This window comes from Vibrio sp. PNB23_22_6, assembly GCF_052877535.1.
The window spans coordinates 188,639-205,298 of the sequence record NZ_JBNFXP010000005.1; the positions used below are offsets into that span (position 1 = coordinate 188,639).

Here is a 16,660-nt window from a genome sequence, read left to right on the forward strand (position 1 = left end):
TCGAAAAGTGCAGGGTTGATAAACCTGGACTCTCTCGAATTCAGGTTAGTCACCTTGGCGAGCTCTAATCTAGGCTCAATTGTCGAATTTGATTAGCGGATAGATGATACATCTTCGCTATTTCAGCGGCCGCCAATGCCACCTTCGTTTTAAACTCGGGGGGACTAGTACTGCAGCCTAATTATTCTATGAACTGTGGAAGGTCTCGTTTGTTTAGTGACTTAGCCATTAGGACGGCGCTTATCGCCAAATGAATTTTTCAATGCCGTTGAGAGGTCTGCAAGAATTCATTCATTCTATTTTCAAGCTTGCTCAGCGGCCTTTGTTATGCCCTCATTATTCATGCATTAGCAAGCGAGCCAAAGCGGTTGGCGTTGCGTTTAAGGCCAAAACTAAAGGAGCTATCCAGTGTTTAACCATCGGTGTTACAGGGCTGAAGGTCTACGGTGAGGGCGAGTGGAAAGTAAAAAAGCATGGTATTAACGGGAAACGCTAAATCTGGCGTAAGTTACATTTAGCCGTAGATATAGATATGCATTAAATTATTGCTGCTTAGTTGAGTTTATCGAATGTGATCGATGGTGAAGTGCTTTCAAGTTTGCTTAGACAGACCCGCCTAAGAATCAATGAGATGCCTGGAGAGGATGCTTATGAACAAGGTTGTGTTACGAAGCTATTCACATCAAATAAGCTTTGGAAAAAGAAGTACGGCTACCATAAACGTTCGCTCTCGGAGACGATGATGTACCTTGTGAAGACACGACTCGGCGGTACATTAAGCTTTAAGGGATTACCATGCTCAAGTCGGCGTAACTTACGCCATGATAACAGGCATTAAATATACTGGCGGGGCTGGGTATACCTGAAACGATAATGATCGCCTATCAATTAGTCATGTTAGGCGCATTTTTAACTGAAATCGAATTCGGAAACAAAGCTATGTCAATAAGAAAAAGGCATAACTCGATATTTGCCTTGTTATTTCATCACCATCCTTTAGAATGCCTAGGAATTCAAAGCCGTGTACATCCGTATTTGTACCAAGTTTTGTACCAAATTCAGTTTTTCTACACAAAAACAACATATAGCCAATTGATATTTAATTGGTTATGCAAATTCAAGTGTTGCTTGGTATGCAACACCACTGTAAAGGACATAGCATGCCTATTATTACTCTTCCTGACGGCAGTCAGCGTCAATTTGACAACCCAGTATCTACAATGGAAGTTGCGCAATCGATCGGTCCTGGTCTTGCAAAAGCAACGATTGCTGGTCGCGTAAACGGTAACCGCGTTGATGCGTGTGATCTAATTGAAGAAGACGCAAGCCTAGAGATCATCACAGTAAAAGATGAAGTAGACGGCCTAGAAATCGTTCGTCACTCTTGTGCTCACCTTCTTGGTCACGCTCTTAAACAGCTTTACCCACAAGCTAAAATGGCGATTGGTCCAACCATCGACAACGGCTTCTACTACGACATCGACCTAGACGAGTCTCTAACGCAAGAAGATCTAGAAAAGATCGAAAAGCGTATGCAAGAGCTTGCGAAAACTAAGTACGAAGTTGTTAAGAAAAAAGTTAGCTGGCAGGAAGCGCGTGATACATTTGAATCACGTGGCGAACCATACAAAGTGGAAATCCTAGACGAAAACGTATCTCGTGATGACCGTCCAGGCCTTTACCACCATGAAGAATACATCGACATGTGTCGTGGTCCACACGTTCCTAACATGGGCTTCTGTCAACACTTCACACTATTGAATGTGGCAGGTGCTTACTGGCGTGGTAACAGCGACAACAAGATGCTTCAACGTATCTACGGTACGGCATTCCACGACAAGAAAGCCCTGAAAGCGCACCTAACTCGCCTAGAAGAAGCTGCAAAGCGTGACCATCGTAAGATTGGTAAGCAGCTAGACCTATTCCACATGCAGCAAGAAGCGCCGGGTATGGTGTTCTGGCATCATAATGGTTGGTCTATCTTCCGTGATCTAGAAGTGTTTGTTCGTGACAAACTGAACGAGTATGACTACCAAGAAGTAAAAGGTCCTCTAATGATGGATCGCGTGCTTTGGGAACGTTCTGGTCACTGGGATAAATATGCAGATGCAATGTTCACGACTTCTTCTGAGAACCGTGAATACGCAATCAAGCCAATGAACTGTCCAGGTCATGTACAGATCTTTAACCAAGGTCTAAAATCATACCGTGACCTACCGCTACGTATGGCTGAGTTCGGCTCATGTCACCGTAACGAACCATCAGGTGCACTACACGGTATTATGCGTGTTCGTGGCTTTACTCAGGATGACGCTCACATTTTCTGTACTGAGAGCCAAATTCAAGAAGAAGTAACAAATTGTATCAAGATGGTGTACGATACATATCAGACATTTGGTTTCGACAACATCGTAGTGAAACTGTCTACTCGTCCAGAAAAACGTGTAGGCTCAGATGAAATCTGGGATCAGTCTGAAGAAGCGCTAAAACAATCTCTGGAATCGATGGAAATCCCATACGAAATTCAAGAGGGTGAGGGTGCATTCTACGGTCCTAAGATCGAATTCACGTTATACGACTGTTTAGACCGTGCATGGCAGTGTGGTACTGTTCAGTTAGACTTCAACCTACCAGGTCGCCTAGGCGCCACTTATGTAGGTGAAAACAATGAACGTCTTGTTCCGGTGATGATTCACCGTGCAATTCTAGGTTCTCTAGAGCGTTTCATTGGTATTCTGATCGAAGAATATGCCGGTTTCTTCCCAACTTGGTTGGCACCAGAACAGGCAATTCTTATGAACATCACTGATAAACAGTCAGATTATGTTCAAGAAGTAGTACAAAAATTACAAAAAAGTGGAATTAGAGCAAAAGCGGACTTGAGAAATGAGAAGATTGGCTTTAAAATCCGCGAACACACTTTGAAGCGTGTACCGTATATGCTTGTTGTCGGTGACCAAGAGATGGAAGCTGGTGAAATCGCAGTACGTACTCGTAAAGGTAAAGATCTCGGTAAATTTAAAGTGGATGACTTCATTTCTTACATCCAAGACGAGATTTCAAGCCGTAAGCTCAATCTGGAGGAATAAGCTATTAAAGGCGGAAGACGCGGCCAACAGCCGGTAAAACAAAACCCGCACCGTTTAAACGGTGAAATTCGTGGCGTTCGTGAAGTTCGACTAACAGGCGCTGATGGTGAATCAGTTGGTGTTGTATCGATTCAAGAAGCGATCGCAGCTGCTGAAGAAGCAGGTATGGATCTTGTTGAGATTAGTCCTAACGCTGAGCCACCAGTCTGCCGAGTGATGGACTACGGTAAATTCCTCTTTGAAAAGAGCAAATCTGCGAAAGAGCAGAAGAAAAAGCAAAAACAGGTCCAGATTAAGGAAATTAAATTCCGTCCTGGAACTGATATTGGAGACTATCAGGTAAAACTACGCAACCTGACGCGTTTCCTTGAAGAAGGCAACAAAGTGAAAGTAACTATTCGCTTCCGTGGCCGAGAAATGGCACACCAAGACATCGGTGTTGATGTTCTTCATCGCTTGAAAGAAGATACTGCGGAATTTGCTGTAGTAGAATCTTTCCCAAGTCGTATCGAAGGTCGTCAGATGATCATGGTACTTGCCCCTAAAAAGAAGTAATTAACGGCTCATCAAGTAATTAAGACCTAGCCGTTTCCCTTTAAAGGTAAACGGCTGGGTTTTGTTCGCCCTAATTACGTTGTTTATTAAACCTACTCAATGCGGAGTTATTCATCATGCCTAAGATGAAAACCAACAAAGGTGCTGCTAAGCGTTTCAAGAAAACTGCTGGTGGTATTAAGTTCAAGCACGCTACAAAACGTCACATCCTGACTAAGCGTACTACTAAGAACAAGCGTCAACTACGTCCAAATGCAATCCTTCCTAAGTGTGAAGTAGCTGCAGTACTTCGTATGTTGCCATACGCTTAATTCTTTTTAGTTATCAATCGTTTAGTTTAGGAGAAGCATAATGCCTCGCGTAAAACGTGGTGTACAAGCTCGTGCACGTCATAAGAAAGTTCTAAAACAAGCTAAAGGTTACTACGGTGCACGTTCACGTGTTTACCGCGTAGCTTTCCAAGCAGTTACTAAAGCTGGTCAATACGCTTACCGTGACCGTCGCGCTAAGAAACGTCAATTCCGTCAACTATGGATTGCACGTATCAACGCAGCATCTCGTCAAAATGGTCTATCTTACAGCCGTTTCATCAACGGTCTTAAGAAAGCATCTATCGAGATCGACCGTAAGATCCTAGCGGACATCGCAGTATTCGACAAAGCAGCATTTGCTGTACTAGTTGAAAAAGCGAAAGCTGCTCTATAATTAGCAGTTTAGGATTAAGAGAAGGAGAGCATTAGCTCTCCTTTTTTATTGCCTTCAAAACTACTCTACAATTCTCAATTCTTTTTCCCAGTTAGTATCTTTGGTATTTACAATAGTGCCTCACATGGTAATTTGCTGAGGTAATCTAACTATTTTGCAGGGGTATTGAATGATTTACACAACAACGGACACCATTCCTGGAAGAGAAATTTCAGAAATCAGAGGTGTGGTGACGGGCAATGTCGTTCAGTCAAAACATATCGGACGCGATCTTATGGCCGGGCTCAAAAGCATAGTCGGTGGGGAAATTCGTGGATACACAGAAATGATGACGGAAGCGCGCAACATTGCCATACAACGCATGGTAGAAGAGGCAACACATAAAGGAGCAGATGCCATTGTTGGAATTCGTTTTACAACCAGCTCTATCGTTGATGGCTCTTCAGAAATACTTGCGTTTGGGACCGCAGTAAAGTTCGCTTAACATATTTTCCTTTCTTCCATGCTTACTTCAATAAGGTGAGATGAAATGTGACGAATCTCATTGAGAGTGAACTCTGTGTGATTATGCGAAATGTGAACTCAAGGTCTGCATTAATGCTCTGCAATTATAAGTCTGTCTAGTTTAATATTTTTAGTTTTAAGTCTCATACTGGTAATAAGTCCGATTCAAAAAAGGTTGAGGGGGTATTTGACTGCTTAGGAGTTTTTTATTGATAATGAAGCTACATGCATTTAATGGCGAGTATTTGCTATGGAAATGTGTGATAGGGTGTATTGATTCGCATTTTTATATAAAAATATGAACCTATAGCTTGCCAACTCATCTCAAATTGTTACAAATGTAATGTGTATGTAATATATTTAGAAGGAATTGTAGATGAGAGAGCTTACGCCCGAATACTTGTTAGCTGCTTTACGGCAGGCGATTAAAGCGAAAGGGCTAACATATCGAGAGCTATCTGAAAAAATGGGAATGCCTCTTTCTACGTTTAAGAGGCATTTAACCAGTACTAATCTTGCGTTGGACAAGTTACTTGAATATTGCCGAGCGGTGGATTGTACATTAGACGAATTGCAGAAATTAGCAGACAACCTTCAGGCGGAAGATCAAGACTATTTTAGCCATACACAGGATGAAGTGTTTTTTCAGTTTCCTCACCTTTACGATTTTTACCGAGAGTTGCGAATGTTACGTGGTAAAGATGGTTACACCATATTAAAGAAAAAATATGACCTTTCTGAACATAGTATGTCTGACTACCTTGGCGCTTTAGAACTGCTCGACCTCGTATATGTCGATGAAAGCAAAAATATTACGCTGCATGGTCCGTTGTACTATAGCTACGCTGATAATTCCAAACTAAACGATAAATATACAGAGATAATTAAGGAGCAAACAACTCAGTACGAGAAGTGCGTTCGGGTCGCCTTATCACGCATGAAAATTACTGAAGAGCAGCTTATTCAGTTAGAAGAACAAGTGGCAAAAACGGTACTAGATTTTCATTCGGAGAATGTGGTGGCAGAAAACTTTAACGTATCTGATTTTACTAATGTCCTATTGATTGCGGGACCGCACCTTCCAGTAATATTCTCTGACGGTATAGTACAAACGGACAAAAATTTTATCGATGATATTCGTTACGCTATCGCTTCTGCAGGGGATAAGCCGAGCCTATCGATATAGTCGGTTTTTCATACCCAAGCAACCTTGCCCTTTGAGAGCGTGCCACGAAGTTATTTCATCATTCATCAAAGGGGAAGAGTGCGTAATTACGCCGCGCTATTTCCCTTGAACTTGAATCAGTGACCATTCTTGGAATCCTACAATTTCTAATTACTAGGGTATCATTTTCAACTCGTCACTCGTCGTCACTAATGCATTGCACTTTAATTTTTTAGCTTGTCCGCTTAACACCTTTGGGCAGTATAGTGGATTATTTAACCGTATGAACACGATCAAATAGATCTAAGTCATTATTTGAGTTGATTGAGTGCACCTTTGATATGTTTTATCGATAAAATGATCATTATGCATTGCAAGTGTTGTTGATATTAAGCTTAGGTATTGGCCTGTGTTATTTAGGATTTAGAGCAGGAGTTATGGTATTGAATTCATTTCGTTGGGATACATATTTTGAAACAGGGATTGCAGAAGTTGATGAGCAGCACCAGTATTTAGTCGGCTTTATTAATACGTACGGCGAACTATTGGCACAAAATAACATCTCGATGACTGATATTCAGATTGCACTATTTGAATTATCCCGCTATGCAGAGTTTCACTTCAAAGAAGAAGAAAACTTAATGCGAGAAGCCGGTATTTATCCTGAGCACCTTCAAAAACACGTTCAAGTTCATCGCGCATTTATGACCGATATCATCAGTATGCAGAGCTTTATTAATGAGGAAGATAAGCATGCCGCTGAGCAGTTGCTGAATTTTCTGATCCACTGGTTGGCCTATCATATTTTGGGGATTGATCAGAATATGGCTAAGCAAGTCGCTGCGATAAATGAAGGTATGTCGCCAAAAGCTGCGTATGAATATCAAGAACAACAAGTTAATGCGTCAACAGAGCCCTTATTAGAGGCCCTAAACGCGCTGTTTGCACAAGTATCAGTACGAAATCGAGAGCTTCTTAAGTTAAACCTTGTTCTTGAAGAAAAAGTCGAAGAGCGAACCCGGCAGCTCTCTACAGCAAATAAGCAGCTCGAAGTGCTTTCGTTGACCGACTCTTTGACACAGCTTCCTAATCGTAGGAGTGCGATAAAAACGTTACAAGAGTTGTGGAGTGACGATGAACACAAAGATTTACCTTTGGTTTGTATCATGATCGATGCCGATTACTTTAAGCAGGTCAATGATACTTGTGGGCATGAGGCAGGCGACTTGGTGTTAAAGGAGCTTGCGCAAGCACTCAAGCATTATTTTCGTAGTGATGACATCGTTTGCCGCTTGGGTGGTGATGAGTTCTTTGTCATCTGTCCAGATACGGAGTTAGAAGGGGGGCTGCATGTCGCAGAAGCTGTACGTAAGCAAATATCGAACATGTTAGTACCAACATCGTACGACCCTTGGCGTGGCAGCATCAGTGTCGGAGTTGCGGAGCGCAGAGAGGATATGGAAACTTATACCGATCTGATTAGGCTAGCAGACAATGCTGTTTATCTCGCCAAACAATATGGCAAGAACCAAGTTCGCTGTATTCAGCATTAGTCTTAAACTGTCCCACCTTTCTTTATTTAATCGCAATAGAAACGGATGATGTATGCACTGAGAGCCGCTGTCAGCGCCGATGTAAAAATGACCCACTAACACCGATTTAAAATTGACCCACCTGAGGCAAACTATCCGTTCGTAAATGGACAAAGCCGATATTATTCCAATGCAATACTGCTTTTTTTCTGTTTTTGCGTTCTTTTTATTCAATAACCTTCTCTTTTCATAATTCAATTTGGCTTTGGTGGCGGCTTTGGCTACTATGTACAGCTATCAAAAAACCAATCACTCCTTTATGGACACTACCAGCAGGTAGATGAGGAAACGATGCAACATCTAGAAGAGATCATTGCTAATGCGAGCGCAGCAATTGAAGCCGCGCAGTCGCTAGTCGTACTTGATGAAGTGCGTGTTCAGTATCTAGGCAAAAAAGGTGAACTAACAACTCAACTTCAAAGCCTAGGTAAACTACCACCAGAAGAACGCCGTGAAGCGGGTCAAGAGATCAATAAAGCGAAAGGCGTAGTTCAACAAGCAATCGCAGCGCGTAAAGATGCACTACAACGTGCTGAGTTAGAAGCGAAGCTTGCCGCAGAAACGATCGATGTAACGCTACCGGGCCGTCGTATTGAGAACGGTGGTTTACACCCAGTTACTCGTACCGTTGAGCGCATTGAGAAGTTCTTTGGTGAACTAGGCTTCAACACAGAGTCTGGTCCAGAAATCGAAGACGCATTCCACAACTTCGATGCACTTAATATCGCGGCGGATCACCCTGCGCGTACTGATCACGATACCTTCTTCTTTAACCCAGATTTGATGCTTCGTACTCATACGTCTGGCGTACAGATCCGTACGATGGAAAATGGCAAACCACCATTCCGTTTCATCGCTCCGGGCCGTGTATACCGAAACGATTACGACCAAACGCATACGCCAATGTTTCACCAAGTGGAAGGCATGTTGGTTGATGAGAACGTAAATTTCGCTCAGCTAAAAGGTATCCTGCACGATTTCCTATGTAACTTCTTTGAAGAAGAAGTGGAAGTGCGTTTCCGTCCATCGTACTTCCCATTCACTGAGCCTTCAGCAGAAGTGGACGTGAAAGGCAAAAACGGTAAGTGGTTAGAAGTTCTAGGCTGCGGTATGGTTCACCCGAACGTACTACGTAGCGTAGGAATCGATCCTGAAAAATACTCTGGTTTTGCATTCGGTATGGGCGTTGAACGTCTAACAATGCTTCGTTACGGCGTAAACGATCTGCGTTCTTTCTTTGAGAACGACCTTCGTTTCCTAAAACAGTTCAAGTAATCCAGAGGGTTCATCACTATGAAATTCAGCGAATCATGGCTTCGTGAGTGGGTAAACCCTGCAGTTACCACTGACGAACTAACACACCAAATTACTATGGCGGGCCTAGAGGTAGACGACGTACTACCAGTTGCAGGCACGTTCAACGGCGTTAAAGTTGGTCACGTTGTAGAATGTGGTCAGCACCCAGACGCAGATAAACTGCGCGTGACGAAAGTAGATGTTGGTGAAGAAGAGCTTCTTGACATCGTTTGTGGCGCATCTAACTGCCGCCAAGGCCTGAAAGTTGCAGTTGCAACTGTTGGTGCTGTTCTTCCTGGCGATTTCAAGATCAAGAAAGCAAAACTACGTGGTCAGCCATCTCATGGCATGCTTTGTTCGTTCACTGAACTAGGCATTGATGTTGAGTCAGACGGCATCATGGAACTAGCAGAAGACGCAGTAATTGGTACTGACTTCCGTGAATTCCTAGCTCTAGACGATGTAACCGTAGATGTTGACCTAACAGCAAACCGCGCTGACTGTTTCAGTATCCGTGGTCTAGCTCGTGAAGTTGGCGTACTAAATCGTGCTGACGTGACTGAGCCATCAGTAGAAGCAGTAGCGACTTCAATCGAAGACAAAGTGTCTATCGAAGTGAAATCGCCTGTAGCGTGTCCACGTTACCTAGGTCGTGTTGTTAAGAACGTAAACGTTCAAGCTGAAACACCACTATGGATGCAAGAAAAACTGCGTCGTTGTGGTATTCGCTCTATCGACCCTGTTGTAGACATCACGAACTACGTACTTCTAGAGCAAGGTCAACCAATGCACGCATTCGATCTAGCGAAGATCGAAGGTGGCATCGTAGTTCGTATGGCTGAGCAAGGTGAGAAGCTAACACTTCTTGACGGTAGCGAAGCAGAACTAAACGCAGATACACTAGTTGTTGCTGACCACAACAAAGCACTTGCAATCGCAGGTATCTTTGGTGGCGAACAGTCTGGCGTAACAACGGAAACTAAAGACGTTCTACTTGAGTGTGCATTCTTTGCACCTGACCACATCCGTGGTCGCGCTCGTAGCTACGGTCTTCACACTGATTCTTCAATGCGTTTCGAACGTGGTGTGGACTACGCACTGCAAGTAAGCGCAATGGAGCGTGCAACTCAGCTTCTTGTTGAAATCTGTGGCGGTGAAGTAGCACCTGTTGTTGCTGTTGAGTCTGAAGCAGACCTACCTAAGCCAAACAAAGTTGCGCTACGTCGCACTAAACTAGACAACCTACTAGGTCACCATATCGCGGATGCTGACGTAGTCGAAATCCTAGAGCGTCTAGGTTTGACTGTTGAAGCTTCGGAAGAAGGTTGGCTAGCAGTAGCACCAACATGGCGTTTCGATATCGCTATCGAGCAAGACCTGATTGAAGAAGTTGGCCGTATCTACGGTTACGACAACATTCCTAACCAACACCCAGCAGCAGCACTTAAGATGCACAACCACGTTGAAGCGGATCTTCCACTGAAACGTGTTCGTGATCTTCTTGTTGACCGTGGTTACCACGAAGCAATTACATACAGCTTCGTTGAGCCTGAGCAACAAAAGCTAGTTGTACCTGGTGTTGAGCCACTAGTGCTTCCAAACCCAATTTCTGCAGACATGTCAGCAATGCGTCTTGGTCTTATCCAAGGTCTGCTGAACACGGTTGTTCACAACCAGAAGCGTCAACAGCCACGTGTTCGTCTATTCGAATACGGCCTACGTTTCATCCCATGTGAATCTGCAGAAAACGGCATGCGCCAAGAGCCTATGTTAGCTGGTGTTATCGCAGGTACTCGCGGTGAAGAACACTGGGATATCGAAACTAACACGGTTGATTTCTTTGACCTTAAGGGTGATCTAGAAGCGATTCTAGAGCTATCTGCGAACGAAAAAGCGTACTCTTTCGCAGCAGCGAAGCACCCAGCACTTCACCCAGGTCAATCTGCGGCAATCATCGTAGATGGCAAAGAAGTGGGCGTGATCGGTACAGTTCACCCTGAGCTTGAGCGTAAGTTCGGTCTAAACGGTCGCACTATCGTATTCGAAATCGAATGGTCTGCAATCAACAGCAAAGTGATCCCAGAAGCGGTAGCACTTTCTAAGTTCCCTTCAAACCGTCGTGATATCGCGGTAGTAGTGGATGAAGACGTCGCATCTGGTGACATCGTGAACGCTTGTCTAGAGCAAGGTGGTGAGTTCCTTAAAGATGCGAAACTATTCGACGTTTACGTAGGTAAAGGCGTTGAGGAAGGCAAGAAGAGCCTCGCAATCGCACTGACTCTACAGTCACTTGAGCGTACGCTTGAAGATGCAGACATCGCTGGTGCGGTAGACGCTATCGTTGCTCACGTATCTGAGAAGTTTGGTGCGTCTCTACGTGACTAACCGTTACGTGTTCGCTCTTTACTAAGAGATACTAAAAACCCTGCCAACTCGGCAGGGTTTTTTTATGCTCTAAGGTAATTCAGTTCAGTTGGCACAGTGGGTTGGTATTATTATTGTGATTGCAACTTTGCCCGAATGAAGTCGCTATGGTCGACATACAGCAACTCTGCCGCTTTGCGGATTACAGCCTCTTCTAACGGGTCGAGTTCGCCGTCGGCGTAAGCGACTTCCCACATACTTTTGATCAAGTCGTATCGGGTTTCTTGTGATAACTCTCTAAGTTGCGATGTGAAATCATATAATGATGTTGATTCGCGAGATTTGCTTTGTGCCTGTGCCAGTAGCGCTTCGGTCTGCTGTTCGTTGAGTGACAGTAACGTCATGAGTAGTGAACGTTTGGTCGCTTGCTCGCTATCGTCGATTTCATGATCGGCTCCCGCTACTTCGCAAAGTAGGCAAGCGATGGCTAAATTTGGCGACAGTGAATTAGATTGGCTAAGGTCTGAGCCTTCAATAAGCTGTTTGAATAAGGAGGTGAGAGCATTAAACATATCGAACACCAAGCAGTAATTTATTAGTTTAAGATGGGATTAATTTGAGTAAATCTCAAGAGCCATTCGCCATCGGACACAAAGTTTCATACGAACGAATGACTTAACCGATCCATTCTGTCGCAGATTGACAGAGATGAAATCTACTCTTCCACTTCCGTTGGCGGAAAATGAACCTCTTGCCCATCACTGGTTAAAATACTAATTTGACTCGGTTTACCACTTTTATCTAGACGTAGTTCGCCAATCGCACTTTGGTTGACTAAACGATAAAAGTTGTGGTTACTTGACGCCCGCTTAAAAATTTTAAGGCGTTTACGCTTGGTGAACCAGTTCAAAGGGGAGCGAGGGCTATAAAGTAATCGGTCCATGGTGTCACAAAAGCTGAGTAGCGGCGCTGGAAACTGGTTTTTAATCCCACTGCACGTGATTTGATAGATATTGGGACTGTTCTTTCGATAACGAAGCTTAATATCATAGGCAAAAGAGTAGTGCACATCACCGGATAAAATCACAAAATTGGTGGGTGTTTTCGTATGGGTGAAAATGCTGACCAGCGTATTGGCACTGCCAGGGTGAGCCATCCAGTTTTCGGCATCGATCACCAAGGGTTGACCGCAACTGGTCATAATGCGTTGTAGCATCTCAATAAATTTCACACCAAACATCGGGGCAGCTGATACGATAATCACTTTATCTTGATTCATCAACTCTTGCTGAAATTCGATCAGTGCTTCCCAATCCATCAAACCAGAAGGTTTATTCATACGCGACTCTGAGCGCCAACGTCGAGTCCGAGTGTCAAGAACAACGACTTTCGGGGAAGTATGAATCGTGTAGTGCCAATCTTCAAAGCGGTATAGATACTGTATGAAGGTATCTTGCGCCTCGTGGTTCAACTCCGAAAAGTAGCGTTTCGCGTGTTCCATGAATGGTGCGTTAAATTTTTCTGGTGCGTTGCCCCAGCCTTGGCAAAGCCAGTAGGCAATTAATCCATTACCGATAATTCGATGTGAAAACTTGTTTTCACTGGCGGCTTTCTCCCAGCCAACAGTTAGGTTCCAGTCGTCGGTGACATCGTGGTCGTCAAAAATCATATAACTTGGTACATGTGCCAGTAGGCGCTGCACTTTGTCTAAACCAGCAACAAATTTATCGATATGTACTTTTTCATCTCGCCACTGCTGCTGCCAGCGTGGACTTAGAGCTTGACCACCAGTAACAAACTGCTGATCCAATAGTCGCTCTCGGTTGACTAACGACCAAGGTACTGGTGACCAAACCAACAAATACATAGCGAAAAACTCTGCAAAACTGATCAGATGATTTTCACTTTCCCGTGAGCTAAATATCGGGGCACCTCTATGTGGGAATAATTTTGTCAGTAAGCGGCCATCATCGACGTAGTGGGGGAGTATGTGCTCACGACCATAATAGCAATTTGGGTGCTGATAAAGTTCATGAGTATCTTTTACTGGTGCTTGTTCAAACGTTTCGTTAGGAAGACCAAGTAGATGGATCAATTGTTCAATGGCATCTAATGTTGGTCCAGCGACATGGTCAGCGTAAATTTGATCACCACTCATGAGTAGCATATCAGGCCGCTCGTAAATATGTTGGCTTGATAGCTTCGCATCTGCTGCGACCAGCGTATCCTTGCTAAAGTGATGAGGATTGCGACATGAACCGTGCAGTACGTAATCCGCTTGTTTACTAATTAAGAATTCAACACCTTGATGAGATTTGTGGTCGTTCTCATACGCCAAGTGGGGCATTAGGTCGGTCAGCAGTCCATCTTGCGTTTGGATTTGGTATCGCAGCGCGCAATGAGTGGGAAAGTCACCGTGAAGGGTGAGCATGCAAACCCAAGCGCGTTGACCTACTTGCAGCCTTTGGTGTTTTGAAACGTCTTGAGAGAAGAGGTGCTCGCCGGAATTTGAATCGTTGATTTCAACCGAACCTTCTAATGGGCGCGTTGTGACCAACCAGATGTTGACTTCGTCTGCGGTTACTTTTCTTAAAATGGGCCCCGCGATAATTAGAGGCAGTTGAGGTGATTCGACAGTAGCTAACGGTGTAGGCAAAGGTTGTCCTTATGAGTCAAAGTCTTCTTCGAGTATTTCGATAACTTGAGAGCTGCTAAGTTCATGTCCCATTAGAAACAAACCTAACATTGCATCTGCTTTTGAGGCATTGTCGCCATCTTCTTCAAGAATTTGTTGTAGGCGAGTGCGAATTAAATCAATTTCGTGCTCAACAAAACCACGTCCTTCTTCTTCACCTTGGCTATCTTCCGGTGCATTATCAAAGCGCAAAAACAGCATTTCTCCACTCAGGTTGGTTTCTACCAGTCGTTCCGGTAACCATTCTTCACCCATTACGATATCGGGGTCATTTCCCGCGGGAAATGTATTGAAAATGGAGATAAGTTCAGATGCTTTCACTATAAATTGTGGTTTCTAACATTGGTTGCTTATTGTATCGGTGAATTGGGCAAAAATCTAAATCTCATTAAAGAGAGGGAGTAAAAAGCGCATTTTTTGCTGCTAATTTGTGCGGCGAATAAGCGGTTTGAGTATCGGCCTAATGAGTGCTGTACATTTTTCACAAATAGGCAGGTAAACTCGGATATACTGATACGCAAGTATTTCTAAAAATTACAGTGATATAGGAAAACATGATGCACTTTATTAGAGCTTCTATTGCATTTTTGGGCATGTGTCTCAACGCAACTGCAGGGGCTCAGCCCGTTTCTCAAGAGCAAGAGTGGGGCATTGCAGCAATGTATCGCACAGCATCAATTCCTTTTTACACGGCAGATGACGACTCTACGGTCAGCACATTTGTACCAATGATGTTCTTTGAAAATGAATATTTGTACATCGACGGTATCGAAGGTGGCGTGTTTTTATATGATGAGCGTGACTCGAATTGGCGAATAAGCGCGATTACCCGCCTACGCTTTGTTGATATTCCCAAGTCCGTCCAAAATGCTTTTGAGGGAGATCGTGCCGATGTTGGTGTCCAAGTTCGGTACCATGCGGATGAAAACTGGCGAGTTGAAGTTGAACTAATGACGGATGATGAGTTTCAGTTCCACTCAAACTATCGTCTAGCAGCAAATTATGAGTTTGGCGATTGGAAACTGGATCCTTCTTTTACGATTCGTTATAAAGATGCGGACTTTAACAGCGCTTACTATTCATTTTCTGATGTGACGGGTGAAAAAATCGGAGCGGGCATCGACGCCAACCTTGGTATTAAAGCACGTTACCATGTGATTTCTAATTTATATCTGTTGGGAGAAACTAGCATTACCCGACTGGATAGTGAGGCATATCGCAGTCAAGTAGTCGAAGACCGCTATCAAGGCGAACTTTTTGTCGGGTTTGGATTCTTTCACGACAAGACCAAAGCGTACAAGTCAGAGTTGAGTAATCGACCATATTTGCGAGTAGCACATGGTTGGGCTACACCTTCAAATATTGGTGATATCTTCAAACTGAATGCGGAAAAAGATGAATACAATAATCAACTTACGTCGTTATTCTATGGCCATCCTTTAACCGATGAAATATTTGGTTTCCCGCTTGATCTTTACCTAACGCCGGGTCTTGTTCACCATTGGTCTTCTGATGTGCAATCATCTAGTACAGAATATGTTGTGGCGATCAAAGCGTATTACACGTTCAATTGGCCAACCCAGTGGCGCTTTGGTGTTGCAGAAGGTGTTTCTTATATTGATAACGTTACCTACATTGAAGGAACTGAAATGGAGGAGAAGGGATACACGGCAAGTAACCTGCTCAATTATCTCGACTTCTCGTTCGATGTCAACGTAGGCGATTTATTCAACCAGAAAGATTGGGGAAATATGTGGGTTGGTTACTCTTTACATCACCGTTCGGCGATTTTTGAGAGTGCTTCTCAGTTTGGCCGTATCAAAGGTGGCAGTAACTACAACACCATTTACTTTCAGTATAATTTTTAATCTCATGAACTTTGTTTGATTGCATGTTACTATTTTGTGCGCTTGGCGATGAATTAATCAAATGACGTCAAATGATATATAGAGCGTTCAACAAGGTAATGCCACAAAATGCTCAACTCATATCGATGTTCTATACTCAGGAAGTATCACTATGGTCACGAAATACCGCTGATGTGCGGGTTTCTTTTAGTGAATACGGTGAAAGTGCTAGTCCAAGTAATGGCATGAAGTTGGTACGTTCTATTTTCTATGGATATTCTATTGGAGATATAGAATGAAAGATCAAGAAAAAATCATTACGGTTGTTGAAACCCACACTGATGCTGAAGACGTCATTAAAACGCTTAAAAATGCAGGCTATGATGTAGCTAAAATCTCGATTCTAGGTAAAGGATACCATAGTGAGGAGCACGTGTCGGGCTTCTACAATACTGGAGATCGAGTCAAAAAATGGGGTACGACAGGGGCTTTCTGGGGAGGACTGTGGGGCGCGTTGTTTGGTGCAGGTTTATTTTGGTTACCAGGTGTCGGCGCTCTGATGATAGCAGGCCCGATAGTCTCTACCCTTGTTGGTGCGCTTGAAGGTGCGGTACTTACAGGAGGTCTCGGCGCTATCGGTGGAGCACTTGCGAGCATTGGTGTGCCGAAAGATAGTATCGTTAAATATAATTCAGCAATCAAAGCTGACAAATTCTTAGTTATTGTCCATGGTGATGCAGAAGATATTAAAAAAGCGAAAGCAATTTTGGCCGATTATGAACTTGAGACCATCAAAGCAAAAGCATAATAGTGGATTTTTTTCTGATTTCAGGCTACTGAATTAACCT

Annotated in this window: 14 protein-coding genes and 1 pseudogene; 12 read left to right on the forward strand and 3 right to left on the reverse strand. The window is 43.7% G+C overall.

Features of this window, described 5'->3' with window-relative positions:
- Nucleotides 1-110 precede the first annotated feature (110 nt).
- The 10 genes and pseudogenes from ACVA54_RS06475 to pheT form a co-directional block, all read left to right on the forward strand.
- Nucleotides 111-882 (forward strand): annotated as a pseudogene (locus ACVA54_RS06475) (transposase); the annotation flags it as partial.
- 278 nt (nucleotides 883-1,160) lie between these two features.
- On the forward strand, nucleotides 1,161-3,089 hold the full coding sequence (thrS, locus tag ACVA54_RS06480) for a threonine--tRNA ligase (RefSeq protein ID WP_099078768.1): 1,929 nt from the start codon (nucleotides 1,161-1,163) through the stop codon (nucleotides 3,087-3,089).
- Nucleotides 3,090-3,092: 3 nt separating this feature from the next.
- Complete coding sequence (gene infC / locus ACVA54_RS06485; RefSeq protein ID WP_099078769.1) at nucleotides 3,093-3,644, forward strand: translation initiation factor IF-3; 552 nt, start codon at nucleotides 3,093-3,095, stop codon at nucleotides 3,642-3,644.
- Between the two features lie 116 nt (nucleotides 3,645-3,760).
- A complete protein-coding gene (gene rpmI, locus ACVA54_RS06490; RefSeq protein WP_099078770.1) occupies nucleotides 3,761-3,955 on the forward strand; it encodes a 50S ribosomal protein L35 in 195 nt (64 codons plus the stop codon).
- Nucleotides 3,956-3,995: 40 nt separating this feature from the next.
- Entirely contained in the window at nucleotides 3,996-4,349 is a 354-nt protein-coding gene (gene rplT / locus ACVA54_RS06495; protein ID WP_004727974.1) for a 50S ribosomal protein L20, read from the forward strand.
- A gap of 169 nt (nucleotides 4,350-4,518) precedes the next feature.
- Entirely contained in the window at nucleotides 4,519-4,833 is a 315-nt protein-coding gene (locus ACVA54_RS06500; protein WP_099078771.1) for a heavy metal-binding domain-containing protein, read from the forward strand.
- Between the two features lie 396 nt (nucleotides 4,834-5,229).
- A complete protein-coding gene (locus ACVA54_RS06505) occupies nucleotides 5,230-6,039 on the forward strand; it encodes a helix-turn-helix domain-containing protein (RefSeq protein ID WP_099078772.1) in 810 nt (269 codons plus the stop codon).
- A gap of 422 nt (nucleotides 6,040-6,461) precedes the next feature.
- Nucleotides 6,462-7,571 carry a bacteriohemerythrin gene (locus ACVA54_RS06510; RefSeq protein ID WP_446649472.1) on the forward strand — a complete coding sequence of 370 codons (1,110 nt, stop codon included), beginning with the start codon at nucleotides 6,462-6,464 and terminating at the stop codon, nucleotides 7,569-7,571.
- A gap of 330 nt (nucleotides 7,572-7,901) precedes the next feature.
- On the forward strand, nucleotides 7,902-8,885 hold the full coding sequence (gene pheS / locus ACVA54_RS06515; RefSeq protein ID WP_099078773.1) for a phenylalanine--tRNA ligase subunit alpha: 984 nt from the start codon (nucleotides 7,902-7,904) through the stop codon (nucleotides 8,883-8,885).
- Between the two features lie 18 nt (nucleotides 8,886-8,903).
- A complete protein-coding gene (pheT, locus tag ACVA54_RS06520) occupies nucleotides 8,904-11,291 on the forward strand; it encodes a phenylalanine--tRNA ligase subunit beta (RefSeq protein ID WP_446649473.1) in 2,388 nt (795 codons plus the stop codon).
- Nucleotides 11,292-11,401: 110 nt separating this feature from the next.
- Here the strand turns inward: pheT and ACVA54_RS06525 are convergent, their stop codons facing one another.
- From ACVA54_RS06525 to ACVA54_RS06535, 3 genes are all read right to left on the reverse strand, one after another.
- A complete protein-coding gene (locus ACVA54_RS06525; RefSeq protein ID WP_446642256.1) occupies nucleotides 11,402-11,842 on the reverse strand; it encodes a tellurite resistance TerB family protein in 441 nt (146 codons plus the stop codon).
- A gap of 143 nt (nucleotides 11,843-11,985) precedes the next feature.
- The gene (locus ACVA54_RS06530) at nucleotides 11,986-13,926 is read right to left on the reverse strand and encodes an alkaline phosphatase D family protein (RefSeq protein ID WP_446642257.1); all 1,941 of its coding nucleotides are present in this window, start codon (nucleotides 13,924-13,926) and stop codon (nucleotides 11,986-11,988) included.
- A gap of 9 nt (nucleotides 13,927-13,935) precedes the next feature.
- Nucleotides 13,936-14,286, reverse strand: a complete 351-nt coding sequence (locus tag ACVA54_RS06535) for a hypothetical protein (RefSeq protein WP_446642258.1) — start codon at nucleotides 14,284-14,286, stop codon at nucleotides 13,936-13,938.
- 272 nt (nucleotides 14,287-14,558) lie between these two features.
- On the opposite strand from ACVA54_RS06535, the gene ACVA54_RS06540 reads away from it, so the two are divergent.
- Both ACVA54_RS06540 and ACVA54_RS06545 read left to right on the forward strand, forming a co-directional pair.
- A complete protein-coding gene (locus ACVA54_RS06540) occupies nucleotides 14,559-15,833 on the forward strand; it encodes a MipA/OmpV family protein (RefSeq protein WP_099078815.1) in 1,275 nt (424 codons plus the stop codon).
- A gap of 274 nt (nucleotides 15,834-16,107) precedes the next feature.
- Nucleotides 16,108-16,620, forward strand: a complete 513-nt coding sequence (locus ACVA54_RS06545; RefSeq protein WP_099078778.1) for a general stress protein — start codon at nucleotides 16,108-16,110, stop codon at nucleotides 16,618-16,620.
- Nucleotides 16,621-16,660: the final 40 nt, after the last annotated feature.

Excerpts from the sequence above, each read along its gene's own strand:
- ACVA54_RS06500 (WP_099078771.1), top strand. The coding sequence starts at position 4,519 with ATGATTTACACAACAACGGACACCATTCCTGGAAGAGAAATTTCAGAA.
- pheT (WP_446649473.1), top strand. The coding sequence starts at position 8,904 with ATGAAATTCAGCGAATCATGGCTTCGTGAGTGGGTAAACCCTGCAGTT.
- ACVA54_RS06540 (WP_099078815.1), top strand. The coding sequence starts at position 14,559 with ATGTGTCTCAACGCAACTGCAGGGGCTCAGCCCGTTTCTCAAGAGCAA.
- ACVA54_RS06505 (WP_099078772.1), top strand. The coding sequence starts at position 5,230 with ATGAGAGAGCTTACGCCCGAATACTTGTTAGCTGCTTTACGGCAGGCG.
- rpmI (WP_099078770.1), top strand. The coding sequence starts at position 3,761 with ATGCCTAAGATGAAAACCAACAAAGGTGCTGCTAAGCGTTTCAAGAAA.
- thrS (WP_099078768.1), top strand. The coding sequence starts at position 1,161 with ATGCCTATTATTACTCTTCCTGACGGCAGTCAGCGTCAATTTGACAAC.
- rplT (WP_004727974.1), top strand. The coding sequence starts at position 3,996 with ATGCCTCGCGTAAAACGTGGTGTACAAGCTCGTGCACGTCATAAGAAA.
- ACVA54_RS06545 (WP_099078778.1), top strand. The coding sequence starts at position 16,108 with ATGAAAGATCAAGAAAAAATCATTACGGTTGTTGAAACCCACACTGAT.
- ACVA54_RS06525 (WP_446642256.1), bottom strand. The coding sequence starts at position 11,842 with ATGTTTAATGCTCTCACCTCCTTATTCAAACAGCTTATTGAAGGCTCA.
- pheS (WP_099078773.1), top strand. The coding sequence starts at position 7,902 with ATGCAACATCTAGAAGAGATCATTGCTAATGCGAGCGCAGCAATTGAA.